We start from the raw sequence: 24,425 nt of genomic DNA on the forward strand, positions 1-24,425 counted from the left end.
CGCCGCGCGGGCTGCGCAGCTCAGGAGAGCGCAGCCGTGATGTACGCCTGCAGTGCCTGCCCGTACGCGATCGCGGGCACCTCGGACGCGAAGCTGCGGTCGACGCCCCCGATCGTCGCCGTCACCGTGAAGACCAGGCGCCCGCCGACCGGCACCCGGGTCAGCCCGATGAACGACGGCCCGAGCAGGTCGCGCAGCTGGTCCTCGCGGGGCAGCCAGAGCGACTCCGACGCGGTGACCGAGTCGAGGGCCCACTCCGTGGTGCCGTTGAAGCCGAGGATCGTGCCGGTGGGGGAGTCGTGCCGTTCGACGGTCATCTCGGACACCGTGTAGACGTCGTCGTCGATGCCGGGCTTGTCGATCACGAACCGGTCCCCGGTCTCGGGGTGCCAGCGGAGGCCGGCGTCACGGAGGGACCTGGCGAGTTCGACGGTGATCACGTTCCCACCTTGCCCGCGCGACCCGCCCCTGTCACCACCTAGGTTGCCGAAAGCATCCCGTACTAGCATCGCCGAGCACCCCTCGCGCGAGCGCACCCCGTTCGCGCGCGCGGCGTGACGACGCCCGGGCAACCGGTGCCGCGCCTCCAGGCCGTGGGACCGGTCGTGGGCCGGGCCGCCGGCCGGCGTCCCCGACCGAGGCTGACGGACACCCTGCCGCCGAAGAGAAGGACCCGCATGACCCTCGAACGCGAGGAACTCCGCGACCACTGGACCGTGACGATGGCCGGAGGAACCGGTGCGCCGGACGGCGTCGTGGGCCGCACCATCCCGGCGACGGTGCCGGGCCAGGTCCACACCGACCTGGAGCGGGAGGGCCTGCTGCCGGACCCGACGTTCCACCTGAACGAGCAGGCCGCCAAGTGGGTCGGCCGCGCCGACTGGGCCTACCGCCGCACGGTCGACGTCGACCCGCGCGGACACGAGCGCGTCGACCTGGTCTGCGACGGCCTGGACACCGTCGCGGAGCTCAGCCTGGACGGCGTCGTCGTGGGCACGACCCGCAACATGCACCGCCGCTACCGGTTCGACGCCCGGGTGCAGACGGGGTCCGGTGGCACCACGAAGGACCTCGAGATCCTGTTCGAGTCGCCGTACCGCGAGGCCGGCCGGGTGGCCGCGAAGGCCGGCAGCATGCCGGGCCCGTACGACGAACCGTTCCCGTACATCCGCAAGATGGCGTCGAACTTCGGCTGGGACTGGGGCCTGACCGCGGTCACGAGCGGCCCCTGGCGGCCGGTCGCGATCGAGCGCTGGTCGACCGCGCGCCTGCGCGAGGTGCGTCCACTCGTCGACGTCGAGGCCGGTGAGGGCGTGCTCGACGCCCACATCACCGTCGAGCGTTCGGGGATGAACGACCTGGACCAGGACGGCGAGGACGACGACCTGGTGCTCGTCGTCACCGTGAGCGGCGAGACCGAGGACGGCGCCACCACGCGTCAGCGCTCCCGCGCGCAGCTGACCCCGAAGGACGACGAGACGGTCGTCACCGTGCGCGTTCCCGAGGCACGACGCTGGTGGCCGCGCGGCTACGGCGCGCAGCCGCAGTACGACGTCGTGGTCGAGCTGCAGACCGTCGACGGCGAGGTGCTCGACCGCGACACGTTCCGCACCGGCTTCCGGTCGACCCGGATCGAGACCCAGGTGGACGGCATCGGTCGCCCCTTCGCGGTGCACGTCAACGGCACCCTCGTCGACGTCCGTGGCGTCAACTGGATCCCCGACGACGTCATCGTCTCGCGCGTGGACCGCGCCCGGCTCGAGTCCCGGCTGGGTGCCGCGGCGTCGCTCGGCACGAACCTCGTGCGCGTCTGGGGCGGCGGCGTGTACGAATCGCGCGACTTCTACGAGGTCTGCGACGAATTCGGGCTGCTCGTCTGGCAGGACTTCCCGTTCGCCTGCTCCGCCTACCCGGAGGTCGAGCCGATCCGCAGCGAGGTCATCGCCGAGGCGCGGGACAACGTCGCCCGGCTCGCCCGCCATCCTTCGCTGGTGGTCTGGAACGGCAACAACGAGAACATCTGGCTGCACGACGCCGACGGCTGGGGTGCCGAGCTGGGCGATCGGGGCTGGGGCCTCGACTACTACCTCGACCTGTTGCCGACCATCGTCGACGCCGTCGACCCGTCGCGCTTCTACACGGTCGCGTCGCCGTGGTCCGGTTCCGAGTCGCTGCCCGCGAACGAGGTCGACCACGAGACGCACCACTCCTGGGACGTCTGGAACCGGCTGCCCGACACCGCCTACCGCGAGTCGGTGCCGCGCTTCGTGTCCGAGTTCGGCTGGCAGGCGCCGCCCGCTTGGCGCACGCTGCGCGATGCGGTCACGGACGCGCCGCTGCGGGTCGACTCGCCCGGTGTGGTCCACCACCAGAAGGCGGCGGACGGGATGGCCAAGCTGGCCCGCGGGCTGGAGCCGCGCTTCGGCGGGGTCGACCCGGCAGCGTTCGACGCCTGGCACTACCTGACGCAGCTGCAGCAGGCACGGGCGATCGCGACCGGCATCGAGCACTGGCGCACGCACTGGCCGCGGAACACCGGCGTGGTGGTGTGGCAGCTGAACGACCTGTGGCCGGTGTCGTCGTGGTCCGCGATCGACTCGGCGGGGCGGCTGAAGCCGCTGGCGCACGAGCTGCGCCGCCTGTACGACGACGTGCTGCTGACGATCCGTCCGGTGTCGTCGGTGTCGGTGGCGCCTGGGGCGGCCGACGCGTCCGGTGCGGTCGTTCCGACCAGCGCGTCGGGTGCGTCGGGTGCGGAGCGGACGGGAGGCCCGGATCACCCGGGTGCGTCGCCTGCGGCCGGCGAGACGGCCGATCTGGGTGCGCTCGCGGACACGCTCTCGCTGGGCGTCTCGCCCGGCGCCTTCGGGTCCTCGCCCGTCGAGGTGGCCGTCCGGTCGACCCGCACCGGGCACGACAGCGTCGTCCGGGTCCGCCGGATCACCACGGCCGGCACGATCCTGGCCGAGGTGTCGCTGCCGGTCCGGTTGTCCGGCGCCGGCGTCGCGGTGGTGTCGCTGCCCGAGTCGGTGGGCGTCGTCGACGACCCGGCGAACGAGCTCATCGTCGCGGACATGGACTGGCGCCGTGCGGTCTGGACCCCCGGCCCCGACGCTGCGATGCGCTGGGAGCCGGCGCGCTACCGGACCGCGTTCGCGGTGGTCGACGGCGGCGTGGACCTGACCGTCGAGGCTGACTCGCTCGTCCGCGACCTGCTCGTGCAGCCGGACCGTGTGGCGGCCGGCGGCACGGTCGACCGCGGGTTCATGACGCTGCTGCCCGGCGAACGGGTGGTGTTCCGGCTGCGCGGGGTGACCGAGGCCGACGTCCCCGCGCTCCGGGAGGCGCCCGTGCTCTGGAGTCTGGACCGCGCGCTCGACCGTTGATATGCAGAACGACACGGTGATATATTTGACGGTGCGCCGCTCGATGTCGTGACCTGAGCGACTCCGGCGTCCGATCGATCTCCTCGTCGATCGGTCGACAGGAGGCCCCAGATGTCGTTCGCGATGCGCCCACCCACCGGAGCGGTCCCCACCGTGCTCCACTCGACCGTGCTCCACCCGACCGCGCTGAACTCGACGGTGCCGACGTCCGCCGGGCCGGTCGGTGCCACGGCGTCACTCCGGACGGTCGCTCCGGCGGGGGCGCGCCGGGGGTTCGTCCCCGCGGTGGCGTTGCTCGACCTCGCGCTGCTGCTCACCGCGTTCGCCATCGCCCACGTCGTGCGGTTCCCCTGGGAGCTCGCATCCGTCCGACCACGCTCGGGCTGGTTCGAGTTCGTGGTGGCCCCCGCCATCGTCGTGGTCTGGATGCTCCTGCTCTCGGTGTTCCGCACCCGCGACCCCCGGATCGCGGGCATCGGCGGCGAGGAGTACCGCCGCCTCGTCACCGCGAGCCTCGTCGCCATCGCCGGGGTCGCGGTCGTCGCGTACGCGGCGCAGCTCGACCTGGCCCGCGGGTACGTCGCGATCGCGTTCCCGCTGGGGCTCGCGTTCCTGACACTCGGCCGCAAGGGTGTCCGCACAGTGCTCGCCCGGAGTCGCGCCCGGGGCGAGCACCTGCAGGACGTCCTGATCGTCGGCGACGCCGAGGACGTCCGGTACGTGGGTGCGCGGATCGCCGCTGCGCCGAGTGCCGGCTACCGCGTGCGGGCCGTCGTCACGGACTGCGCTCCGGCCGGGGCCCGTGTCGACCTGGGGGCGGCAACGGCTCCGGTCGTCGGGGGCATCGATGACGTGCTCGCGCACGCCCGGGCCGAGGGCGTCTCCGCCGTCGTCGTCGCGGGTGCCGTCCGTGGTGGGCACGCCCGCCTCCGTCGCCTCGGGTGGCAGCTCGAGGAACACGGCGTCGAGCTCGTGGTGTCCTCCCCCTGGCCGACATCGCCGCCGGGCGGGTGCACGAGCGCCCGGTCGACGGGCTGCCGCTCATGCACGTCGAGACCCCCGACTACCGCCGCCGGATGGGCAAGCGGGCGCTCGACGTCGTCGGCGCCGTGCTCGGCCTGGCGTTGCTCTCCCCGGTCCTGGCCGCGGTCGCGCTGGCGGTCCGCGCTGACGACGGCGGGCCGGTGTTCTTCCGGCAGGTCCGCGTCGGTCGCGGTGGCGCGGAGTTCCCGATCCTGAAGTTCCGGACGATGTGCGTCGACGCCGAGGCGCGCATGGCTGCTCTGCAGTCCGAGAACCAGGGCGCCGGTCCGCTGTTCAAGATGCAGGACGACCCGCGGGTGACCCGGGTCGGTGCCTTCCTGCGACGGACCTCGCTCGACGAACTGCCGCAGCTGTGGAACGTGCTCACCGGGTCGATGAGCCTGGTCGGCCCCCGACCGGCCCTGCCCCGCGAAGTCGCGCTGTACGAGGACTTCGCCGACCGCCGACTCCTCGTGACCCCGGGGATCACCGGCCTGTGGCAGGTCAGCGGCCGATCGGACCTCGACTGGGCCGAAGGGGTGCGGCTCGACCTGCACTACGTCGAGAACTGGTCGTTCCTGCACGACCTGGTGATCCTCGCCCGCACCGTCCCGTCGGTGCTGCGGTCCCGCGGCGCGTACTGAGCGCTGCGCTTCCCTGGACGAACGGTGTCCGTTCCGGGGGCCGGCCTGGGCTTCCAGGGGCGGGGGAGTTACGATGGAGGCACACGGACTTCCGCCGCGTGGGTCGACGACGATCACCGGACGGCGACCAGTTCCACAACAAGGAGTCATGATGCTCGGAAACCTCGGCGGCATTCACCTGCTGATCATCCTCGGGATCGTCATCCTGCTGTTCGGCGCGACCAAGCTCCCGGCGCTCGCCAAGGGCCTCGGTCAGTCGATCAACATCTTCAAGAAGGAGATGTCCGACGACGAGAAGAAGGCCCAGGCCAACGGTGCGGCGCCGGACGGCACGGTGCACAACAGCACCGTCCAGAACGCTCCCGCCGAGCCCGCCGCCGGTCCGGTCTTGAACCCGGGGCCGAGCGCGCAGCCCAACACCGACTCCCGGCGTTAGGACACCCAGCCCCGTCCTGTCGGCAGCCCCCGCGACCACATCGGTCGCGGGGGCTTCGTCGTGCGGGATCGACCGCCGGGCACCCCGTGCCGCAGGATGAGCACATGACCGCTCCCGTCCCCGCGCCGCACGCCGTCGCACCGCTCCGGGACGACCGACGCATCGTGCTGGTGGTGGCGATCCTGGCGTCGTTCGTCGTCGGGCTCGACTCGAGCGTCGTGAACGTCGCACTCCCCGCGATCCGGCAGGAGCTCGGCGGCGGACTCGTCGTGCAGCAGTGGGTCGTCGACGCCTACCTCGTCACCCTGGGCTCGCTCATCCTGGTCGCCGGGAGCCTGTCCGACCTGTTCGGCCGGGTGCGGATCATCACGTGGGGGCTCGTGGTCTTCGGCATCGCGTCCGTGGCGTGCGCGGTCGCCCCGGCCGGCGAGGTGCTCATCGTCGCCCGCGCGCTGCAGGGCGTCGGCGGGGCGCTCGTCATGCCGAGTGCGCTCGCGCTGATCGTGGCGGCGTTCCGCGGGGCGGCGCAGGCGAAGGCGATCGGCACGTGGACAGCCTGGTCGAGTGCAGCCACCATCCTCGGGCCCGTGGCCGGCGGCCTGGTGGTGGACGGGATCGGGTGGCGGTGGATCTTCGTGCTCACCGCGGTGCCGATCGCCGTGACGATCCCCCTGGTCCTGCGCATCACCGGCGAGGTGCACCCAGTCGTCCGCCCACGCATCGACGTCGTCGGGGCGCTGCTCGCCGTGGTCGGGGTCGGCGGTGTCGTGCTCGGGCTCATCGAGCAGGAGCGGCTGGGATGGGGTTCCCCGGTGGTGGTCGCCGCGCTCGTGCTCGGTGCCGCTGCCCTCGTGGCGTTCGTGCCGTGGGAACTGCGGGTGACCCGGACGGCCGGGTCGCCGCTCGTGCCGCTCGAACTGTTCCGGGCGCGCAACTTCACCGTCGGCAACCTCGCGACGCTGTCCATCTACGGCGCACTCGGCATGGTCTTCTTCGTCGTCACGCTCTTCCTGCAGGAGGTCTGGCGGTTCCCGGCCTGGCTCGCCGGCCTCGCGACGCTGCCGCCGACGATCATGTTGCTCGTGCTCTCCACCGCCGTCGGGTCCTTCGCCGGTCGGTACGGCCCACGCTGGTTCATGGCCGCGGGGCCGGCGGTCGGTGCGGTCGGGGCGCTCCTGCTGCTGTTCGCCGGCGACGACCCGGACGGCTACTGGTGGTCGGTGTTCCCCGGACTGGTGCTGATCGGCGTGGGCATCGCGCTGATGGTCACACCCCTGACGAGTGCGGTGCTCGGTTCGGTCCCGCAGTCCGAGGCCGGGTCCGGGTCGGCGGTCAACAACGCCTTCGCCCGGATCGCCGGCCTGGTCACGGTGGCACTCGCTGGCGTCGTGCTCGGCGGCGAGGTGAGCGTCGAGGGGCTGCACCGGGCCATGGTGGTGATGGCGCTCCTGCTGCTGGCCGGTGCCGTCGTCTGCGCGGTCGGGATCCGGAATACGCCCGCGCGGACGTAAGTTGAGTGGAGTAGACTCAAGTCCAGGACCACCGCAACGAAAGGACGGAACGCATGGCGAACCTCCAGGGCGCTCCTGACTCGCAAGAACGACAGAAGACCGCCCTCGAGCAGTACGGCATCGACCTCACGGCGATCGCCCGCAGCGGCAAGCTCGACCCCGTGATCGGACGTGACTCCGAGATCCGGCGCGTGTCCCAGGTGCTCACGCGCCGCACCAAGAACAACCCGGTGCTCATCGGCGAGCCCGGCGTCGGCAAGACCGCCGTCGTCGAGGGGCTCGCGCAGCGCATCGTCGCCGGCGACGTCGCCGACTCCCTCAAGGACAAGCGGCTCATCTCGCTCGACATCTCCGCCCTGATCGCCGGCGCCAAGTACCGCGGCGAGTTCGAGGAGCGGCTGAAGGCCGTGCTCAAGGAGATCAACGACTCCGACGGGCAGGTCATCACGTTCATCGACGAGCTGCACACGCTGATGGGGGCCGGTGGCGGCGAGGGGTCCGTCGCGGCGTCGAACATGCTCAAGCCGATGCTCGCCCGCGGTGAGCTCCGGCTCATCGGTGCGACGACCCTCGACGAGTACCGCGAGTACATCGAGAAGGACGCCGCCCTCGAGCGTCGCTTCCAGCAGGTCTACGTCGGTGAGCCCAGCGTCGAGGACGCCGTGGCGATCCTCCGCGGGCTCAAGGAACGCTACGAGGCGCACCACAAGGTGACGATCAACGACTCCGCACTGGTCGCCGCCGCGAGCCTGTCGAACCGGTACATCTCCGGCCGCCAGCTGCCCGACAAGGCCATCGACCTGATCGACGAGGCCGCCAGTCGACTCCGCATGGAGATCGACTCCAGCCCCGTCGAGATCGACGAGCTGAAGCGGAACGTCGACCGTCTGCGCGTCGAGGAGTTCGCGCTCAAGCAGGAGAAGGACGACGCCTCCAAGGCCCGCCTCGAGACCCTGCGCAACGAGCTGCACACGCGCGGGGCCCGGCTGGCCGAGCTCGAGCAGCGCTGGCAGGCCGAGCGCGCGAGCCTGAACCGCATCGGTGAGCTCAAGCAGCAGCTCGACGACCTGAACATGCGGTCGCAGCGAGCCCAGCGCGAGGCCGACTACGAACTCGTCTCCCGCCTGGAGTACGGCGAGAAGCCCCGCATCGAGGCCGAGCTCGCCGCCGCCGAACAGGCCGAGAGCGCCGACCGGATGGTGAACGACAGCGTCACCGACGAGGACATCGCCGCCGTCATCGCGCAGTGGACGGGCATCCCGCTCGGCCGACTGCTGCAGGGCGAGACCGAGAAGCTCCTGCACCTGGAGAGCGAGCTCGGCCGCCGCATCATCGGGCAGCGCACGGCCGTGACCACCGTGTCCGAGGCCGTCCGGCGCACCCGCGCCGGCATCTCCGACCCGGACCGTCCGACCGGTTCGTTCCTGTTCCTCGGCCCGACGGGCGTCGGCAAGACCGAGCTGGCCAAGGCGCTCGCCGAGTTCCTGTTCGACGACGAGAAGGCCCTCGTCCGGATCGACATGAGCGAGTACGGCGAGAAGCACTCCGTGGCCCGCCTGATCGGTGCCCCGCCCGGGTACGTCGGGTACGAGGCCGGTGGGCAGCTCACCGAGGCCGTCCGGCGTCGTCCGTACTCGGTGATCCTGCTCGACGAGATCGAGAAGGCCCACCCCGAGGTGTTCGACGTGCTGCTCCAGGTGCTCGACGACGGACGGCTCACCGACGGCCAGGGCCGCACGGTCGACTTCCGGAACACGATCCTGGTGCTGACGTCGAACCTCGGGTCGCAGTTCATGACGGACCTGTCCCTGAGTGACGTGCAGCGGGAGGAGGCGGTCCGTGAGCTCGTGCAGCAGGCGTTCCGCCCCGAGTTCATCAACCGCCTCGACGACATCGTGGTGTTCCAGGCCCTGACCGCCGAGGACCTCGGACAGATCGTGTCGCTCTACGTCGACCGGCTGGCTCGTCGCCTGACCGACCGTCGGCTCGAGCTCGCGGTCACCCCCGAGGCGCGCGGCTGGCTCGCGGAACGCGGGTACGACCCGCTCTACGGTGCGCGGCCGCTGCGTCGCCTGATGCAGCGGCAGATCGACGACCGGTTGGCCCGCGCGATCCTGTCGGGTGACGTCCGTGACGGCGACACCGTCCGGGTGGACGTCGCCGCGGACGGCGACGGCCTGACGGTCGAGCCCTTCGAGCTGGCCGAGATCGTCGAGGAGTAGCCCACCAAGACGGACGGGAGGCCCGCCACCGGTTCCTGAGACCGGTGCCGGGCCTCCAGGGTGTTGGCTGCAGAGCATGCCTGAGATCCGCGCGCTCCGCCGCCTCACCGACGCCGTCGAGCACGCCAGCGTGCTCGACAAGGCCGTCGACATCGACCGTGCCGTCGTGAATGCCCTGGCCAAGCCGAAAGCCCTGCGTCAGCTGCTGCACGGAGTCCCGTTCGGTCACCCGATCCACCCGCTCATGGTGCAGGTGCCGCTCGGCGCCTGGATCTCCGCCGCGGTGCTCGACCTGCTCGGCGGGAAGGGCAACGCGAAGGCCGCCAAGACCCTGGTCGGCGTCGGGGTCGTCTCGGCGAGCAGCGCCTCGGTCGCCGGCTACGTCGACTGGTCGGAACTGGACCGCGAGCAGCTCCGCACCGGATGGGTGCACCAGGCCGTGAACTGGACCGGACTGTCGCTGTACGGCCTGTCGTGGCTGCAGCGGAAGCGCGGCAACCACGGGGCCGGCAAGCTGCTCGGCTTCGCCGGGCTCGCCGTCGTGAGTGTCGGCGGGTACCTGGGCGGACACCTGTCCTACCGGCAGCGCGCCGGCGTCAGCGACCACGGCGAGGTGCCGTTCGACGCCTGATCTGCCTCCCAGGTCCAGTACAGGTACGTCACGTGTGATGTATCGATGCGCGTACTCGTGGTGGACGACGAACGGGCCCTCGCCGACCTGATCGCGACGGGCCTGACCCGACAGGACATGGCGGTGGACGTCGCCTACCGAGGCGACGACGCCGACGAGCTGCTGGCGGTGCACGACTACGACGTCGTCGTGCTCGACCGCGACGTCCCCGGGCTGCACGGCGACGAGGTCGCACGGCGTCTCACCGCTCGTGGCGCACTCACACGGATCCTCCTGCTCACCGCAGCGACCACGTTGCGCGACCGGGTGCAGGGGCTCGAGCTCGGTGCGGACGACTACCTGACCAAGCCGTTCGAGTACCCGGAACTCGTCGCCCGGGTCCGCGCGCTCGGTCGGCGGAGCGTCCCACCCGTCGCCCCCGTGCTCGAACGCGCGGGACTCGTCGTCGACACGAACCGGCGGATGGCCACGCGTGACGGTCACCCGCTCGACCTGACGTCGAAGGAGTTCGGGGTGCTCGAGACCCTGCTCCGCGCGGACGGTCGCATCGTCTCCGCCGAGCACCTGCTCGAGAAGGTCTGGGACGTGAACACCGACCCGTTCACCGCCGCGGTCCGCGTGACGATGTCGAAGCTGCGCCGGAAACTCGGGGACCCGGACCCGATCCGGACGGTGCCCAGCCAGGGCTACTCGCTGTGAGTCGGTGGGCCCGAGGCTGGAGCATCCGGACCCGGACGGCCCTGACGTTCGCGCTGGCGGCCATGGCGCTCGCGACCGGGGTCGTGGTCTTCACGAACACCATGTCCCTGGCGGGCGTCGGCGCGGGTCTCGACACGGCAGCCGTCGAGCGACCACCGTCCGGATCGGACAGCGCCACGACCGCTCCGGCCCCGCTCGCGGTGGACCCGGCGGCGGCGGACGAGCGCACTGGTGCCGTGGCGGTGATCCGCCTCGTCGCGGTGCAGCAGTGGCAGTGGTCCGCGATCGGGATCGCCGGCGCCGGGATCGCTGCCGGCGGCATCGGTTGGATCGTCAGCCGCCGGGTGCTCCGTCCCATCGACCGGATCACGGCGACCGCGAACCGGATCTCCGCGTCGAACCTGCACGAGCGCATCGCCCTGGGCGGACCCGACGACGAGCTCCGACGGCTCTCGCGGACGGTCGACGACCTGCTGGCCCGCCTGGAGACCGCGTTCGAGAGCCAGCGACGGTTCGTCGCCCAGGCGTCCCACGAACTCCGGACGCCCCTGGCAGTGCAACGCGCCGCGGTGCAGATCGGGCTGCACGACGACGCCGACCCGGCCGAGGTGCGTGCCGTCCGCGCCGAGCTGCTCGAGCAGAACCGGCGGACCGAGCGGCTGGTCGCGTCGCTGCTCGTGCTCGCCGAGGCCGACCGCGGCCTGGCGGGCGCGACACGGGCCGTCGACCTCGTCGAGGTGACCGACGAGGTCGTCGCGAGCGCGGCCCGGGACGCGGCCGAGGCGGGAGTGACGCTGACCCACGAACGCCGGACCGGGCCTCCTGGCAGCCTGGTCGTGTCCGGCGAGCCGACGCTGCTGCGGCAGCTGCTCGGCAACCTCGTCGGCAACGCCGTCGAGTACAACGAACCCGGCGGTGCCGTGCGGGTGACGACGGAACCGGACGGCTTCGTGGTCGAGAACGACGGGCCGGTGGTCGCGGCGGACGAGGCGGCGTTGCTCGTCGAACCCTTCCGTCGCGGCGGCGCGGACGCCGGACGTGGGCAGCACAGCGGTCTGGGCCTGTCGATCGTGGCCGCGATCGTGCACGCGCACGGGTGGACGCTGTCGATCACCGCACGGCCGACCGGCGGGCTGCTCGTCCGGGTCGGTGTTTCGCCGGTGCAACCCGACGTGCACGCGGGGCGAAACAGCCCGTCCGCTGTGCTGGAGGCATGAACCACACCACGATGACGACCACCCGTCGCACCCGGTCCCTGATGAGCGTGGCCGCGGCCGTCGTCCTGCTGCCCCTGCTGCTGGTCGGCTGCTCGGACCCCGCACCCGACGACGACGCGACGACCGCCTCCGGGGGCGCGGCACCCGGCGTCGCCCTCGCCGAGTGCATGCGCGACCGCGGCTACGACATGCCGGACCCCGGCACCGGCGGCGGGTCGATGCAGCTCAGCGCACCGGACGGCGTCGACCCCGAGCAGTACCAGGACGACCTCAAGGGCTGCCTCGACGACTCTGCGGCCGCGGGTGACGCGCAGGCCGCGCAACCGATGCCCGGCACCGAGGAGATCGCCCGGAGGACGGCGGAGTGTCTGCGGGAGCAGGGGTTCCCGGACTACCCGGACGACCAGGACGCGCAGATGCGGTTCCAGCCGGACGACCAACAGGCGTTCGACGAGGCCGCCGGGCCGTGCACCGACGCGGCGTTCGCGGCTGTCCAGGGCGGAGCCGGGTCGTGACCCACCGACGCGCCCGTCGTCGGGTGATCGTGTCGGGGTGCCTCGTCGCAGCGGTGGCCGCGGGGGTCGGGACGTGGGCCCTCGTCGCGGAGTCGAGCGGTGCGGGCGCCTCGGCCAGCAGTGCGTCGCGCGGCGGGACTGCACCCGCCGGAGCCACCGGCACCGTCACGCGCGGTGACCTGACGGATTCGAAGGTGTTCGCCGGGACGCTCGGGTACGGCGCGGCCTCGGGGGTCGCCGGTGCAGCCGCCGGCACGATCACCTGGCTGCCCCGGGTCGGCGACGTGGTCGAACGCGACGGGGCGCTGTACGCCGTCGACGAGCGGGACGTCCGGTCGATGTACGGCACCGTGCCGCTCTGGCGCGACCTGGAGCGGGGGCTGCAGGGCGCCGACGTCAGGCAGCTCAACGAGAACCTGGCAGCGCTCGGGTACGACGTGTCCGTGGACGACCGCTTCGGCCCGCGGACCGAGCGAGCAGTCCGGCAGTGGCACGAGGACCGGGGACACGAGGGCACCGGGGTGCTCACTGCGGACGACGTCGCCTTCGTGGACGGCGCGGTCCGGGTCGCCTCGGTCGAGGGGCGCCTCGGCGAGCGGATCGCCGGTGGTGCGGGAGCGGCCGCGGGTGGTGCTGGTGCAGCGGCCGGCGCCGGTCCAGCGGGAGCGGGCACCGGTGCCGGCAGCGCGGGCGCGACGACCGACGTGCTGCAGGTCACGAGCACCCGGCGGGTCGTCACGGCGACCGTGCCGCAGCGCGATGCCGAGCGGCTCGCCGTCGGCACCGACGTCGAGGTCCGCGTGAACGGCGCCGGTGCGGCCATGCCCGGTTCCGTCGTCGACGTGCAGCCGACGACGAGCGAGGACGGCGGCACGGCCGTCGACGTCTCGGTGTCGTTCGACCCGGGCAAGCGGTCCCTGCCGGAGGCCGCGTCCGCGCAGGTCGACGCGGAGGGCGCCACCGAGCACGACGTCCTGTCCGTGCCGGTCGCCGCCCTCGTCGCGGGTGCCGGTGGCAGGTACGCCGTCGACGTCGTGCAGCGGGACGGCACGACCGAGCGGGTCCGGGTCGAGCCCGGCTTCAGCGCCGACGGGCGGGTCGCGGTCACCGGCGCCCTGACCGCGGGCGACCGGGTGGTGGTGCCCGGATGAGCGCCGTCGTTCCCGCCGTTCCCGCCGTGCCCGTCACGGCCGCCGTGCCCGCCGCGGCCGTCCTGCCGGCGGCCGCCGTCCTGTCGCTCCGGGACGTCACGAAGACCCATGGCGACGTCGGAGCCCTGCGCGGTGTGTCGCTCGACGTCGGCGCGGGGGAGCTCGTCGCGGTCGTCGGCCCGTCGGGCTCGGGCAAGTCGACGATGCTCAACGTCGTCGGCACGCTCGACCGTCCCACCTCGGGCACGGTGACGATCGCCGGCAACGACGTCGCGACGATGTCCGACGACGATCTGTCCGGCCTGCGTGCTGACCACATCGGGTTCGTCTTCCAGCACTTCCACCTGCAGGCCGGGGCGACCGCCGCCGAGAACGTCGCCGACGGCCTGCTCTACCGGGGGGTCCCCCGGCGCGAGCGGCACCGCCTGGCCGTCGAGGCCCTGGGCCGCGTGGGACTGGCACACCGGGTGGACCACCGACCGCACCAGCTCTCCGGCGGCGAGCGCCAACGCGTTGCCATCGCGCGGGCCGTCGTCGGCGACCCGACGATCTTGCTCGCCGACGAACCCACCGGGGCGCTCGACACGGCGTCCGGTGCGACGGTCGTCGAGCTGCTGCGCGAGCTCAACGCTGCGGGCACGACGGTGGTGGTCATCACGCACGACCTGGACCTGGCGGCATCGCTGCCCCGGCAGGTCCGGATGCGCGACGGCATGATCGAGCCCGAGGTCGCGCCGGTCGACGAGGTCGCCCCGTGAGCCGCCGTCGGTCCGTGGGCGGACTCGACCTGCTCCGCCTCGGCGTCTTCGGGCTGCGGACCCGACCGGGTCGCGTCGTGCTGTCCGCGCTCGGCATCGCGATCGGCATCGCGGCGATGCTCGCGGTCGTCGGGATCTCGTCGTCGAGCAAGGCGAAGGTCGACCAGGTGCTCGACACGCTCGGCACGAACGTGCTCACCCTCACCCAGGCGCAGGGCCTCGGCGAACCGGTGCCGTTGCCGTCCACCGCACTCGAGTCGGTGCTGCGACAGGACGACGTCGAGTCGGCTGCTGCGGTCGGCACCGTGCCCGACACCGGCGTCTACCGGAACGACTTCGTCCCGGCACCCCAGACGAAGGGCCTCGGGGTCCTCGCCGCGTGGGGCGACGTGCCACGGGTGCTCGGCGGGCGGCTCGCAGCCGGACGGTGGATCGACGACGCCGCCGGTGCCCCGCCGCAGGTCGTGCTGGGAGCGCGGGCCGCAGTCGTGCTCGGCATCGGCGACCCACGGCCGGACCGCCGGGTCTGGCTCGGTGGACAGTGGGTGCAGGTGGTCGGGGTGCTCGAACCCGTGGCGCTCGCCGCGGACCTGGACTCGCGGGTGTTCGTGCCCCGCGGGTTCGCCGAGCAGCTGGGCTTCGACGGGGCACCGACCGCCGTCTACACACGCGTCGACCCGGCGCACGTCGAACGGTCGCGGGACCTGCTCGCCGGCGCGGTCCGGCCGGGGGACCCGCAGGACGTCGGCGTCACCCGGCCCTCGGACGCGCTGGCCGCGAAGGACGCCACCGACGACTCGTTCACCGGGCTGCTCGTCGGCATCGGCGGGGTGGCGCTGCTGGTCGGTGGCATCGGGGTGGCGAACACGATGGTGATCACCGTCCTGGAGCGCCGCGCCGAGGTCGGTGTCCGTCGTGCCCTCGGCGCACGTCGTCGGGACGTCCGCGACCAGTTCCTGGTCGAGTCGTTGCTGCTGTCGTTCCTGGGTGGGGTGGCCGGTGTCGTCCTCGGGGTCGGGGTGACCGTCGTGTTCGCCGTCACCCGGGGGTGGCCGGTCGCGCTGCCGGTCTGGGCCGTCGTCGCCGGGCTCGGCGCCACCGTCGTGATCGGCGGGGTCTCCGGGCTCTACCCGGCGGCCCGCGCGGCGAGGATCCCACCGACGTCCGCCCTGGCGGCCGTCTGACGCGTGCGGTGGACGTCCGCACAGGAGGCCCGGTGCCGGTCCGCCGGACCGGCACCGGGCCTCCAGGCGGTCGCCGCGACCCCGCGGGCGTGATGGCCGATACCTGTGGACCTGTTGGTTTCAGGACGGAACGGTTGCGTTCTTGTGGGTTTGCGACGTACAGTGCTCGAAACCCAACGGAACGAAGGAGTTCGGGCATGTACGCAACCGAGCGGCACACCGCCATCGCCGCCGAGCTGCAGTCCGCCGGTCGCGTGTCCGTCGCAGGCCTGGCCGAGCACTTCGACGTCACCACCGAGACCGTGCGCCGTGACCTCGACGCCCTCGAGTCCGCCGGAGTCCTGCGCCGGGTGCACGGGGGAGCGGTGCCCGTCGGCCGCTCGAGCGTCGTCGAACTCAGCGTCGCCGAGCGCGAGGGACAGCACGGCACCGCGAAGTCGGCCATCGCCCGCGCCGCGATGCGCCTGGTGCCGCCCACCTTCACCGGCTCGATCGCCCTCGACGCCGGCACCACCTGTGCCGCCGTGGCCTCCGAACTCGCCCGCTGGGAGCCCGAGGTCGCCGGCTCGACGATCACCGTCATCACGAACTCGGTGCCGATCGCCGCGACCCTGCAGCACAGCGAGCACCTCGAACTGCACCTGCTCGGTGGCCGGGTCCGCGGCGTCACGAGCGCGGCGGTCGGCACGGCCACCGTCGAGCAGATCGGTGCGCTCCGCCCCGATGTCGCGTTCATCGGCACGAACGGCCTGTCCGCCGGCTTCGGCCTGAGCACCCCCGACGAGTACGAGGCCGCCGTGAAGGGTGCCTACGTGCTCGCCGCCCGACGCGCCGTGGTGCTCGCCGACGCCGCCAAGCACGGCGTGGAGGCCCTGATGCGGTTCGCACGCCTGGACGAGATCGACACGCTCGTCACCGACGACCAGCCCCCGGCCGACCTCGCCGGAGCACTCGCCGACGCCGACGTCGAGGTGGTCGTCGCATGAACGCCCGCATCGTCACCGTCACCCCGAACCCGTCGCTCGACCGCACGATCGAGCTCGCCGGTGAACTGCAGCGCGGCGCCGTCCAGCGCGCGACCCGGTCCACGGCGGAGCCCGGCGGCAAGGGCGTCAACGTCTCCCGTGTGGTCGTCGCGAGCGGTGGGGACACCGTCGCGGTCCTGCCCGGCGACGAGCTCGACCCGGTCCTGCTCGGCCTGGCCACGCGCGGCATCCCGACCGCCGCGCTGCCGATCGGGGCACCGCTCCGCTCGAACGTCACCGTGACCGAGCCGACCGGCACCACCACGAAGCTCAACGAACCCGGCCCCTCGCTCGCCGGGCGCCTCGACGACCTCGCCGCCCTGGTGGCCGACACCGCCGCCGCGACCGCCACCGGCCCCGCCGCCCGCTGGGTCGTGGTCGCCGGGTCCCTGCCGCCCGGTCTGCCGGACGACGCCCTCGCCGTGCTCGTCCGGGCCGTCCGTGCCCGCCACGGTGCGGACGTCCGGATCGCCGTCGACTCGTCCGGGGTGCCGTTCACCGCGCTGCTGCAGTCCGGCGAACACCTCGACCTGGTGAAGCCGAACGCCGAGGAACTCGCCGAGGTCGTCGGCGGTGACCCCGAGGAGTACGAGCGCGACCTCGACGCCGCCGTCGCCGGAGCCCAGCGGCTGCGGCGCAAGAACGTCGGCACCGTCCTGCTCACCCTGGGCAGCGCCGGAGCCGTGCTGGTCTCGGACGAGGGGGCCTTCGCCGCGGCCGCACCGAAGATCATCGCCCGCTCGACGGTCGGCGCGGGGGACTCCTCGCTCGCCGGCTACCTGCTCGCCGAGGTCGCGGGAGCGTCGCCGGAGCAGCGTCTCGCACAGGCCGTCGCCACCGGGGCCGCGGCCGCAGCACTGCCCGGCAGTGACGTGCCGGCACTCGACCACACCGACCCGACGGCGGTCTCCGTCCGGGTGCTCGAAACGCACCCGGCTCCGGAACCCGCCTGATCCCCACCCCACCCGATCACCCCACGAACACCGCACCACCGCGCGATCAGCGCCATTGCGAAGGAGCAAGCACATGTCCGCAGACTCGAGTCCGCGCCTCATCAGCGCACAGCTCGTCGGCCTCGACGAGGACCTCGGCGCCACGTCGACCGACGTGATCCGGGTGCTCGCCGACCGCGTCGCCGCGACCGGCCGCGCCGCCGACGGTGCCACGCTCGCCGACGACGCCATCAAGCGCGAGGCGAGCGTCGGCACGGGCGTCCCCGGTGGCATCGCCATCCCGCACGCCCGGTCGGCGTCGGTGTCCGAGCCGACGCTGGCGTTCTCGCGCCTGGCCCGGAAGGTGCCGTTCGGCGCTCCGGACGGCGACGCCGACATCGTCTTCATGATCGCCGTGCCCGAGGGGGCGGACAAGGACCACCTGACGGTCCTCTCGACCCTGGCCCGCGCACTCATCCGTGAGGACTTCACCGCCGCGCTCCGCGCCGCGACCACCCCCGACGAGATCGTCCGGTTGGTCGACGACGAGGTGAGCGGCGAAGTGGCCGAGGCCGGCGTCGGGACGGCGAGCAGCGCCTCCGCTCCGGCGACGGCAGGCAGTGCGACCGCCGCGGCCCCCGCGGCCGACCGCAAGGTCTTCGTCGGCGTCACCGCCTGCCCGACCGGCATCGCCCACACCTACATGGCGGCCGACGCCCTCGTCGCCGCAGCCCAGCGTGCCGGTGCCGAGATGCACATCGAGACGCAGGGGTCCTCGCAGGTCGAGCCCCTCGACCCGGCCCTCATCGCCCGTGCCGACGCCGTCGTGTTCGCGGTCGACGTCGACGTCCGCGACCGCGGCCGGTTCGCCGGCAAGCCGCTGGTTTCCGGCCCCGTCAAGCGCGGTGTCGACGAGCCCGACAAGATGATCGCCGAGGCCATCCGCGCCTCGGAGGACCCGCACGCCGCACGCGTGCAGGGCGGCGCAGCCGTCGAGGGCGAGTCCACCGCCAAGAACGAGCACTTCGGCCAGTCGCTCAAGCGCTGGCTGCTCACCGGCGTCAGCTACATGATCCCGTTCGTGGCCGGCGGCGGGCTGCTCATCGCGCTCGGCTTCCTGCTCTCCGGGTACGGCATCGCGCTGGACCACGGTGACTCGGGGATGAGCAACGCCGCCTACACGCTCACGAACTCCACACTGCTGAACCTGCCGCCGGAGGGCCTCGGGTACTACCTCGGCGCCGCCGCGTTCCAGATCGGGCAGGTGTCGCTCGGGTTCCTGGTCGCAGCACTCGCCGGGTACATCGCCTACGCCATCGCCGACCGTCCGGGCATCGCGCCGGGCTTCGTCGCCGGGTCGATCGCCGTCTTCATGAACGCCGGGTTCCTCGGTGGTCTGGTCGGTGGCCTGATCGCCGGTGCTGCCGCCTACTGGATCGGGCGCATCCCGACCTGGCGCTGGCTGCGTGGCCTGATGCCCGTCGTGATCATCCCGCTCTTCGCCTCGATCATCGCCTCGGGGCTGATGCTCCTGGTGCTCGGTGGCCCGATCGCCTGGGTCATGACCGAGCTCACCGCCTGGCTCAACTCCCTGTCCGGCGCCTCGGCCGTGCTGCTCGGGATCATCCTCGGCCTGATGATGGCCTTCGACCTCGGTGGTCCGGTGAACAAGGTGGCGTACGCGTTCGCCGTCGCCGGGCTCGGTGCCGGCACCGCCACGAACGTCGTGCCGTTCGAGATCATGGCCGCCGTCATGGCCGCCGGCATGGTGCCGCCGCTGGCACTCGCGCTCGCCTCGACCGTGCTCTACCGCAAGGGCTTCACGAAGCCGGAGCGCGAGAACGGCAAGGCCGCGTGGCTGCTCGGCGCGTCCTTCATCTCCGAGGGTGCGATCCCGTTCGCCGCAGCCGACCCGCTGCGCGTCATCCCGGCGTCGATGGTCGGGGCCGCGATCACGGGCGCGATCTCGATGGCTGCCGGTGTGACCTCACGAGCGCCGCACGGCGGGATCTTCGTCTTCTTCGCGATCGGTGACGTCCTGATGTTCGTCGTCGCGATCTTGGCGGGGACCGTGGTGTCCGCGCTGGTGCTCGTCGCCCTGAAGAAGTGGGTGCGTCGTCGCCCCGTCGACGAGGCCGCTGCGGGCAGCGAGGCTGCCGTGGCCGGCGAGACGATCGGCCAGCGCGCGCCGGTCGCCGCGTAGTCGATCCGCGAGACGCCGGCGTCCGACTGAGACGCCGTGGCGTCGCCGAGACGCCGTCGGATTCGGGGGCGTCTCGCGGGAGCACGGGCGCTTCAGCAAGACGACGGTGTCTCGCGGTGTCAACGCCACCATTCGACGGACGGGAGGCCCGGTGTCAGCTGGCACCGGGCCTCCCGTCCGTCGTCCCGTCGCCTTCGCCCGCCCCGCGCGCCGAATCACAACGACTGGTCACGGATCGTCGTCTGCGCCGGTTCCATCCGACACTTGCTGACCAGTCCGCGGAGCTGAGCGGGGTGTCGTGACCGGGCGGCTCCACCGAGGCCGAAACCGAGGTCGTCGCTCTGCACGAACTCGGCCGACACCCAGGTGGCGCGCCGGGTCCTGACAGGGCGTTCAGGGATGCTGGGGGCATGACGACTGCCGTGACCGCCCGCGCCATGACCGTCGCCAGTGGCGACTCCACCGCCCCCTCGGACCTCGGTGGGCTATCCGGCCTGGTGCTCCAGCTGATCGACGCCCTGGGGGAGTGGGGCGTCGGGCTGATGCTCTTCGTCGAGACGGTGTTCCCGCCCATCCCGTCCGAGGTGATCCTGCCGCTGGCCGGGTTCCTGGCAGGTGCCGGTCAGATGAACCTGGTGCTGGTCCTCGTGCTGGCGACGATCGGCTCGTACCTCGGGGCCCTGGTGCTGTACTGGCTCGGCGCGAAGATCGGGTTCGAACGCACCACGCGGTGGTTCGGCAAGCTGCCCCTCGTCGACGAGGACGACTTCCGCAAGGCGGCCGGCTGGTTCCACCGCCACGGCAAGAGCGCGGTCTTCTTCGGCCGGTTCATCCCGATCGTCCGCAGCCTGATCTCGCTGCCCGCCGGCGCCGACCGCATGCACCTCGGCACCTTCTCGGTGTTCACGATCATCGCGAGCGGCATCTGGAACAGTGCACTCGTGCTGCTCGGTGCAGCGTTCGGGTCGCAGTACGACAAGGTCGAGGCCTACACCGAGTGGATCGACCGCGTGCTCTACGTCGCGATCGCGGTGGTCGTGGTGAGCTTCGTGGTGCGGCGGCTCCGCCGGGTGCGGGCCGAGCGTCGTGCGGGCGGGTCCGACGACCACGACGACCGCGGCAGCAGCAGCCCGGCCGCGAGCGGTGCCCGGGGTCGTCGTCGCGCCGAGCCCGCCCGCGACTGACCCTCAGGCCTTCGTCAGCGCCGACTCCTTGTGGGCGGCCTGCTTGCCGCTCTTGCCCGACTCGACGATCCAGTACGGGTCGTCGTCGGTCGGCTTGAAGTGCTGTCCGTCGAACTCGAAGTCGCTCGTGCGCTTCCGCACGAGCGTGCCCGTCGTCTTGCCTTGCGAGGTGTTCCAGCGCACCTCGTCACCCTTCGACAGTGCCATGATGTCCTCCTTGCGCGTTCGGTCTTCCTGATGGGTGTCGGACTGTACCCCGGAGATCCCCGGAGATCCCCGGAAAACCGGGGAAGTACGGCGGTCACGATGTCGTAACGGCCCCTGCGGATACAGAGTCGGACGCGTACCGTTTCCCGTGAGTCCACACGTCGGCAGCGGCCGCGGAACCACGGGCTCCGGAACGGGACGACGGACACCATGACCCTGCTGGACAGCGCGCGGGCGGACACCGTCCTCGCTGCGCGCTACCGGCTCGTGAAGCTCATCGGCACCGGCGGCATGGGATCCGTCTACGAAGCCCGTGACGAGCACACGTACCGCGCCGTGGCCGTGAAGCTCTTCGCCACCCCGGACAAGATGACCACCGCTGACCGTGTGCGCCAGGAGCGCGAGATCCGGCTGCTCAGCATGCTCTCCCACCCCGGCCTGATCCCGCTGTACGACGCCGGCACCCACGAGTTCGAGGACGGCCCGCACCGGTTCATCGTGATGGAGCTCATCGCCGACACGACGCTGCTGCGCCGCCTGTCCGAGGGCGCGCTGCACAACTACGAGGTGGCCGACCTCGGCGCACAGCTCGCCGACGCCCTGGCCTACGTGCACTCGCGCGGCATCGTGCACCGCGACGTCAAGCCCGCCAACATCCTGATCAGCGACGAGGGCTCGTCCGGGTTCGCCCGCACCGTCAAGCTCACCGACTTCGGCGTCGCCCACTTCGTCGACGGCTCCCGCTTGACGAACGACGGCACGGTCATCGGCACCGCCGCCTACCTCAGCCCGGAGCAGGTCGCCGGCGAGCCCATCAGCTTCGCCACCGACGTGTACTCGCTCGGACTCGTCCTGCTCGAGGCGCTGACCGGCAAGCAGGAGTACTCCGGCACCCTGATCGAGGCAGCGCTCGCCCGGCTCCGCCGAGACCCCGAAGTGCCGGACGACGTCGCCGACGAGTGGCGCGAGCTGCTCAGCCGGATGACCGCCCGCGACCCCGAGCGCCGGCCCACGGCGGTCGCGATCGCCAACGCGCTGCGCGGTGGGTCCACACAGATCACCGGCCCCGTGCCGCTCGGCCCGGAGCGCGTGAAGCACCAGCGCGACCACCGCATGCACCGCGCTGCCCACCGCCACGCCCGGCGCGGCACGTTCTCGGCGGTCCGCCGGTGGCGCCGACGGAACGTCCTGGTGGGGTCCTTCGCAGCGTTCGGCGTCACCGCGGCCTGCGTGGCCGCCTACGTCGCGGGCGCCCTGCACTGACCCACCCGCGGATCCGGACTCCGGACTCCGGAGACCGGTGCGCTGCGGACAGCGGCACCCTGGCAAGATGGAAAGCATGACCGACCAGCGCTGGATCAAGATCTGCGGCCTGTCGACGCCCGACACCGTGGACGCCGCCGTCGACGCGGGTGCCGACGCCGTCGGGTTCGTCTTCGCGGCGGGCAGCCCCCGCACCGTCACCGCCGACCTGGCGAAGGAACTGGTGGAGCGGGTGCCGGACGGCATCGACGCCGTCGGGGTCTTCCGCGACCAGAAGATCGACGAGATCGTCGGCATCGCGTCCGAGGTCGGACTCACCACGCTGCAGCTGCACGGTGGCGAGTCGCCGTCCGACTTCGCCCGGGCGCGTGACGCCGGCTTCTTCACCATCCGGGCCCTCGCGGCCGAGGACTACCTGCGCGAGACGCCCGAACAGCGCGCCGCGTTCGACCACGACCTGCTGCTGCTCGACGCGGCTGTGCCCGGCAGCGGCCGACTGATCGACCCGGCCACGATCGACGGCGTCGACGAGGCCTGGATCCTGGCCGGCGGGCTGACCCCGGCGAACGTGGTCGCCGCGGTCGAGGCACTCGACCCCGACGGCGTCGACGTGTCGAGCGGCGTCGAGTCGGAGCGCGGCGTCAAGGACCCCGCGAAGATCCGCGCCTTCGTCGAGGCCGTCCGCAGCCTGGGCTGAGCGCGCGCTCGCGCCGATCGGCCGCGGTCGCGGCTCTGGACGCGACCGCGGACGGACAGGAGGCGCGGGGCGGGCCCGCAACGGGCCTCCCGTCCGCCGTGCCGTCCGTGTCGGGCGCGGAAGACGCCGTCGTGTCCTGTCGACGCCGCGATGCATCCGAGACGCCGCCGGATCCGGCGGCGTCTCGCGCGGGGATCAGCGCAGGGTGGGGATGAGCTCGGTCAGGAACGCGTCGGTGTCCTCCCAGCCCTCGACCGCGTGGCAGGGGACGCCCAGCGCCTTCACCGGGTAGTCGTTGCCCTCTGGGTCGAGCCGGTCCCCGACGAAGAGCATGTCGTCGAGCGCGATGCCGGTGATCTCGGCGAGGCGCTGCATGCCGTAGGCCTTGTCGATGCCCTTGCGGGTGATGTCGATGCTCGTCGAACCGCCCGAGCGGACCTCGAGGTCGGCGAGGTCCTGCTGCACCAGGCGGCGCAGGTGGTCCTTCTTCTCGCCCGTCGGGTCCCACTGCTTCTTGACGTCCACCGGTGCCGACTGGCCGAGGGCGGAGAACGTGATCTGCGACCCGCGGTCCTCGAGGATGGGGCCCCAGGTCTCGGACTCCCAGTACCCGGCTTCCTTCGCACGGGTCTCGACCGCGGCGAGGGCGCGGTCCTTCTGCTCGTCGGTGAGGTCCTCGGCGTACTGCAGCGCCCAGTCCTGGTCCTGCCACCGGTAGTAGCGGGTGCCACAGGTCGGCAGGAGGTGCAGGGCGTCGAGCGTCAGCCCGTCGCGCTGCCGGAGCGGGGTGACCAGCTGCTGCTCGAACTGCGTGAAGTTGCCGCCGGAGATGACCGCGACCGGCACGACCTCGAGCAGGGACGCGAAGGTCTCGAGCATGCGGGGGTCGAGGGAGGACTTCGACGGGGCGAGCGTGTCGTCCAGGTCGAAGGCGACGAGGCGGGGCGTGGTCATGCCCCTGATCCTGCCAGAGGCCGCCGATCACATGCCGCGTGCGGTGCTCCGGGTTGCCGGGTGCTGCGTGATGTCTGCGGGGTCACGCGCGGTGCGTGGCAGGGACCCGGTCGCGGGCGTAGGTGATGTCGGTGTAGCCGTGCGGGGCGGGGTTGCCGTCCTCGTCGAGGTTCACGAACACGACCTCGTCGATCGTCAGGATGCTCCGGTGCGTGAAGAGGTTGCGCGCCTCGGCCCGCATGGTCAGCGACGTCCGGCCGAACCGGGTGGCGACGAGGCCGATCTCGACGATGTCGCCCTCCTTCGCCGAGGACAGGAAGTTGATCTCCGACATGTACTTCGTGACGACCTTGCCGTTGCCGAGCTGGATGATCGCGTAGACGGCGGCTTCCTCGTCGATCCAGCGGAGCAGGCTGCCACCGAACAGGGTGCCGTTCGCGTTGAGGTCCTCCGGTCGCACCCACTTCCGGGTGTAGAAGTTCATCTCCGGCGGGGCGTCGTCCTGGTGCTGATCCATGTCACGTCATGGTACGCCGACGGCCGCGCCCCCGCAGGGACACGGCCGTCGTGACGATCCGGGGGC

22 protein-coding genes and 1 pseudogene are annotated in these 24,425 nt (G+C 72.2%); 19 read left to right on the forward strand and 4 right to left on the reverse strand.

Going from position 1 to position 24,425, the window contains the following annotated elements; translation table 11 throughout:
• Positions 1-20: 20 nt before the first annotated feature.
• On the reverse strand, positions 21-440 hold the full coding sequence (locus MXD64_RS02540) for a hypothetical protein (protein WP_042538705.1): 420 nt from the start codon (positions 438-440) through the stop codon (positions 21-23).
• A 237-nt stretch (positions 441-677) separates the two neighbouring features.
• Here MXD64_RS02540 and MXD64_RS02545 point away from each other — a divergent pair, with 237 nt between their 5' ends.
• From MXD64_RS02545 to MXD64_RS02625, 17 genes and pseudogenes are all read left to right on the forward strand, one after another.
• Positions 678-3,386 (forward strand): glycoside hydrolase family 2 protein, encoded by a 2,709-nt coding sequence (locus tag MXD64_RS02545; RefSeq protein WP_263137092.1) that lies wholly within the window; start codon positions 678-680, stop codon positions 3,384-3,386.
• Positions 3,387-3,812: 426 nt separating this feature from the next.
• Positions 3,813-4,286 (forward strand): annotated as a pseudogene (locus tag MXD64_RS02550) (nucleoside-diphosphate sugar epimerase/dehydratase); the annotation flags it as partial.
• A 110-nt stretch (positions 4,287-4,396) separates the two neighbouring features.
• Entirely contained in the window at positions 4,397-5,053 is a 657-nt protein-coding gene (locus tag MXD64_RS02555; protein ID WP_263137093.1) for a sugar transferase, read from the forward strand.
• 151 nt (positions 5,054-5,204) lie between these two features.
• On the forward strand, positions 5,205-5,489 hold the full coding sequence (gene tatA / locus MXD64_RS02560; protein WP_031259354.1) for a twin-arginine translocase TatA/TatE family subunit: 285 nt from the start codon (positions 5,205-5,207) through the stop codon (positions 5,487-5,489).
• Positions 5,490-5,593: 104 nt separating this feature from the next.
• Positions 5,594-7,000: an MFS transporter gene (locus MXD64_RS02565; protein ID WP_071250555.1), complete on the forward strand. Its 1,407-nt coding sequence runs from the start codon at positions 5,594-5,596 to the stop codon at positions 6,998-7,000.
• 53 nt (positions 7,001-7,053) lie between these two features.
• Positions 7,054-9,222 carry an ATP-dependent Clp protease ATP-binding subunit gene (locus tag MXD64_RS02570; protein WP_082046896.1) on the forward strand — a complete coding sequence of 723 codons (2,169 nt, stop codon included), beginning with the start codon at positions 7,054-7,056 and terminating at the stop codon, positions 9,220-9,222.
• 76 nt (positions 9,223-9,298) lie between these two features.
• On the forward strand, positions 9,299-9,853 hold the full coding sequence (locus MXD64_RS02575; RefSeq protein ID WP_017886366.1) for a DUF2231 domain-containing protein: 555 nt from the start codon (positions 9,299-9,301) through the stop codon (positions 9,851-9,853).
• A gap of 45 nt (positions 9,854-9,898) precedes the next feature.
• Positions 9,899-10,552: a response regulator transcription factor gene (locus tag MXD64_RS02580; RefSeq protein ID WP_263137094.1), complete on the forward strand. Its 654-nt coding sequence runs from the start codon at positions 9,899-9,901 to the stop codon at positions 10,550-10,552.
• On the forward strand, positions 10,549-11,769 hold the full coding sequence (locus tag MXD64_RS02585; protein ID WP_042538711.1) for a sensor histidine kinase: 1,221 nt from the start codon (positions 10,549-10,551) through the stop codon (positions 11,767-11,769). Before MXD64_RS02580 ends, MXD64_RS02585 begins: the two co-directional genes overlap by 4 nt.
• Positions 11,766-12,284 carry a hypothetical protein gene (locus MXD64_RS02590; protein WP_263137095.1) on the forward strand — a complete coding sequence of 173 codons (519 nt, stop codon included), beginning with the start codon at positions 11,766-11,768 and terminating at the stop codon, positions 12,282-12,284. The genes MXD64_RS02585 and MXD64_RS02590 overlap by 4 nt, the downstream gene beginning before the upstream one ends.
• The gene (locus MXD64_RS02595) at positions 12,281-13,435 is read left to right on the forward strand and encodes a peptidoglycan-binding protein (protein WP_263137096.1); all 1,155 of its coding nucleotides are present in this window, start codon (positions 12,281-12,283) and stop codon (positions 13,433-13,435) included. Before MXD64_RS02590 ends, MXD64_RS02595 begins: the two co-directional genes overlap by 4 nt.
• The gene (locus MXD64_RS02600; protein WP_250895254.1) at positions 13,432-14,193 is read left to right on the forward strand and encodes an ABC transporter ATP-binding protein; all 762 of its coding nucleotides are present in this window, start codon (positions 13,432-13,434) and stop codon (positions 14,191-14,193) included. Before MXD64_RS02595 ends, MXD64_RS02600 begins: the two co-directional genes overlap by 4 nt.
• On the forward strand, positions 14,190-15,377 hold the full coding sequence (locus MXD64_RS02605; protein WP_262118359.1) for an ABC transporter permease: 1,188 nt from the start codon (positions 14,190-14,192) through the stop codon (positions 15,375-15,377). The genes MXD64_RS02600 and MXD64_RS02605 overlap by 4 nt, the downstream gene beginning before the upstream one ends.
• A gap of 197 nt (positions 15,378-15,574) precedes the next feature.
• Positions 15,575-16,363 (forward strand): DeoR/GlpR family DNA-binding transcription regulator, encoded by a 789-nt coding sequence (locus MXD64_RS02610; protein ID WP_056069518.1) that lies wholly within the window; start codon positions 15,575-15,577, stop codon positions 16,361-16,363.
• The gene (locus MXD64_RS02615; RefSeq protein WP_042538717.1) at positions 16,360-17,355 is read left to right on the forward strand and encodes a 1-phosphofructokinase family hexose kinase; all 996 of its coding nucleotides are present in this window, start codon (positions 16,360-16,362) and stop codon (positions 17,353-17,355) included. The genes MXD64_RS02610 and MXD64_RS02615 overlap by 4 nt, the downstream gene beginning before the upstream one ends.
• 73 nt (positions 17,356-17,428) lie before the next feature.
• The gene (locus MXD64_RS02620; RefSeq protein ID WP_263137097.1) at positions 17,429-19,537 is read left to right on the forward strand and encodes a PTS fructose transporter subunit IIABC; all 2,109 of its coding nucleotides are present in this window, start codon (positions 17,429-17,431) and stop codon (positions 19,535-19,537) included.
• Between the two features lie 410 nt (positions 19,538-19,947).
• Positions 19,948-20,721, forward strand: coding sequence for a DedA family protein (locus MXD64_RS02625; RefSeq protein WP_228499450.1), 774 nt, complete (start codon positions 19,948-19,950; stop codon positions 20,719-20,721).
• 3 nt (positions 20,722-20,724) lie between these two features.
• Here the strand turns inward: MXD64_RS02625 and MXD64_RS02630 are convergent, their stop codons facing one another.
• Complete coding sequence (locus MXD64_RS02630; protein WP_017886355.1) at positions 20,725-20,928, reverse strand: DUF2945 domain-containing protein; 204 nt, start codon at positions 20,926-20,928, stop codon at positions 20,725-20,727.
• Between the two features lie 210 nt (positions 20,929-21,138).
• On the opposite strand from MXD64_RS02630, the gene MXD64_RS02635 reads away from it, so the two are divergent.
• Both MXD64_RS02635 and MXD64_RS02640 read left to right on the forward strand, forming a co-directional pair.
• A complete protein-coding gene (locus tag MXD64_RS02635; RefSeq protein ID WP_051067362.1) occupies positions 21,139-22,191 on the forward strand; it encodes a serine/threonine-protein kinase in 1,053 nt (350 codons plus the stop codon).
• A 76-nt stretch (positions 22,192-22,267) separates the two neighbouring features.
• Positions 22,268-22,888, forward strand: coding sequence for a phosphoribosylanthranilate isomerase (locus MXD64_RS02640; RefSeq protein WP_017886354.1), 621 nt, complete (start codon positions 22,268-22,270; stop codon positions 22,886-22,888).
• A gap of 195 nt (positions 22,889-23,083) precedes the next feature.
• On the opposite strand, the gene MXD64_RS02645 is transcribed toward MXD64_RS02640, so the two are convergent.
• Together MXD64_RS02645 and MXD64_RS02650 are read right to left on the reverse strand one after the other, a co-directional pair.
• On the reverse strand, positions 23,084-23,842 hold the full coding sequence (locus tag MXD64_RS02645; RefSeq protein WP_017886353.1) for an HAD-IIB family hydrolase: 759 nt from the start codon (positions 23,840-23,842) through the stop codon (positions 23,084-23,086).
• 82 nt (positions 23,843-23,924) lie between these two features.
• Positions 23,925-24,359, reverse strand: coding sequence for an acyl-CoA thioesterase (locus tag MXD64_RS02650; RefSeq protein ID WP_017886352.1), 435 nt, complete (start codon positions 24,357-24,359; stop codon positions 23,925-23,927).
• Between the last annotated feature and the right edge of the window lie 66 nt (positions 24,360-24,425).

The sequence above is a fragment of the Curtobacterium sp. Arg-1 genome (genome assembly GCF_025643395.1).
Taxonomy (GTDB): Bacteria; Actinomycetota; Actinomycetes; order Actinomycetales; family Microbacteriaceae; genus Curtobacterium; species Curtobacterium poinsettiae.

Coding starts and splice junctions, on each gene's coding strand:
- MXD64_RS02545 (WP_263137092.1), top strand. CDS start 678: ATGACCCTCGAACGCGAGGAACTCCGCGACCACTGGACCGTGACGATG.
- tatA (WP_031259354.1), top strand. CDS start 5,205: ATGCTCGGAAACCTCGGCGGCATTCACCTGCTGATCATCCTCGGGATC.
- MXD64_RS02565 (WP_071250555.1), top strand. CDS start 5,594: ATGACCGCTCCCGTCCCCGCGCCGCACGCCGTCGCACCGCTCCGGGAC.
- MXD64_RS02570 (WP_082046896.1), top strand. CDS start 7,054: ATGGCGAACCTCCAGGGCGCTCCTGACTCGCAAGAACGACAGAAGACC.
- MXD64_RS02575 (WP_017886366.1), top strand. CDS start 9,299: ATGCCTGAGATCCGCGCGCTCCGCCGCCTCACCGACGCCGTCGAGCAC.
- MXD64_RS02580 (WP_263137094.1), top strand. CDS start 9,899: ATGCGCGTACTCGTGGTGGACGACGAACGGGCCCTCGCCGACCTGATC.
- MXD64_RS02590 (WP_263137095.1), top strand. CDS start 11,766: ATGAACCACACCACGATGACGACCACCCGTCGCACCCGGTCCCTGATG.
- MXD64_RS02600 (WP_250895254.1), top strand. CDS start 13,432: ATGAGCGCCGTCGTTCCCGCCGTTCCCGCCGTGCCCGTCACGGCCGCC.
- MXD64_RS02610 (WP_056069518.1), top strand. CDS start 15,575: ATGTACGCAACCGAGCGGCACACCGCCATCGCCGCCGAGCTGCAGTCC.
- MXD64_RS02615 (WP_042538717.1), top strand. CDS start 16,360: ATGAACGCCCGCATCGTCACCGTCACCCCGAACCCGTCGCTCGACCGC.
- MXD64_RS02620 (WP_263137097.1), top strand. CDS start 17,429: ATGTCCGCAGACTCGAGTCCGCGCCTCATCAGCGCACAGCTCGTCGGC.
- MXD64_RS02625 (WP_228499450.1), top strand. CDS start 19,948: ATGACGACTGCCGTGACCGCCCGCGCCATGACCGTCGCCAGTGGCGAC.
- MXD64_RS02630 (WP_017886355.1), bottom strand. CDS start 20,928: ATGGCACTGTCGAAGGGTGACGAGGTGCGCTGGAACACCTCGCAAGGC.
- MXD64_RS02635 (WP_051067362.1), top strand. CDS start 21,139: ATGACCCTGCTGGACAGCGCGCGGGCGGACACCGTCCTCGCTGCGCGC.
- MXD64_RS02640 (WP_017886354.1), top strand. CDS start 22,268: ATGACCGACCAGCGCTGGATCAAGATCTGCGGCCTGTCGACGCCCGAC.
- MXD64_RS02645 (WP_017886353.1), bottom strand. CDS start 23,842: ATGACCACGCCCCGCCTCGTCGCCTTCGACCTGGACGACACGCTCGCC.
- MXD64_RS02650 (WP_017886352.1), bottom strand. CDS start 24,359: ATGGATCAGCACCAGGACGACGCCCCGCCGGAGATGAACTTCTACACC.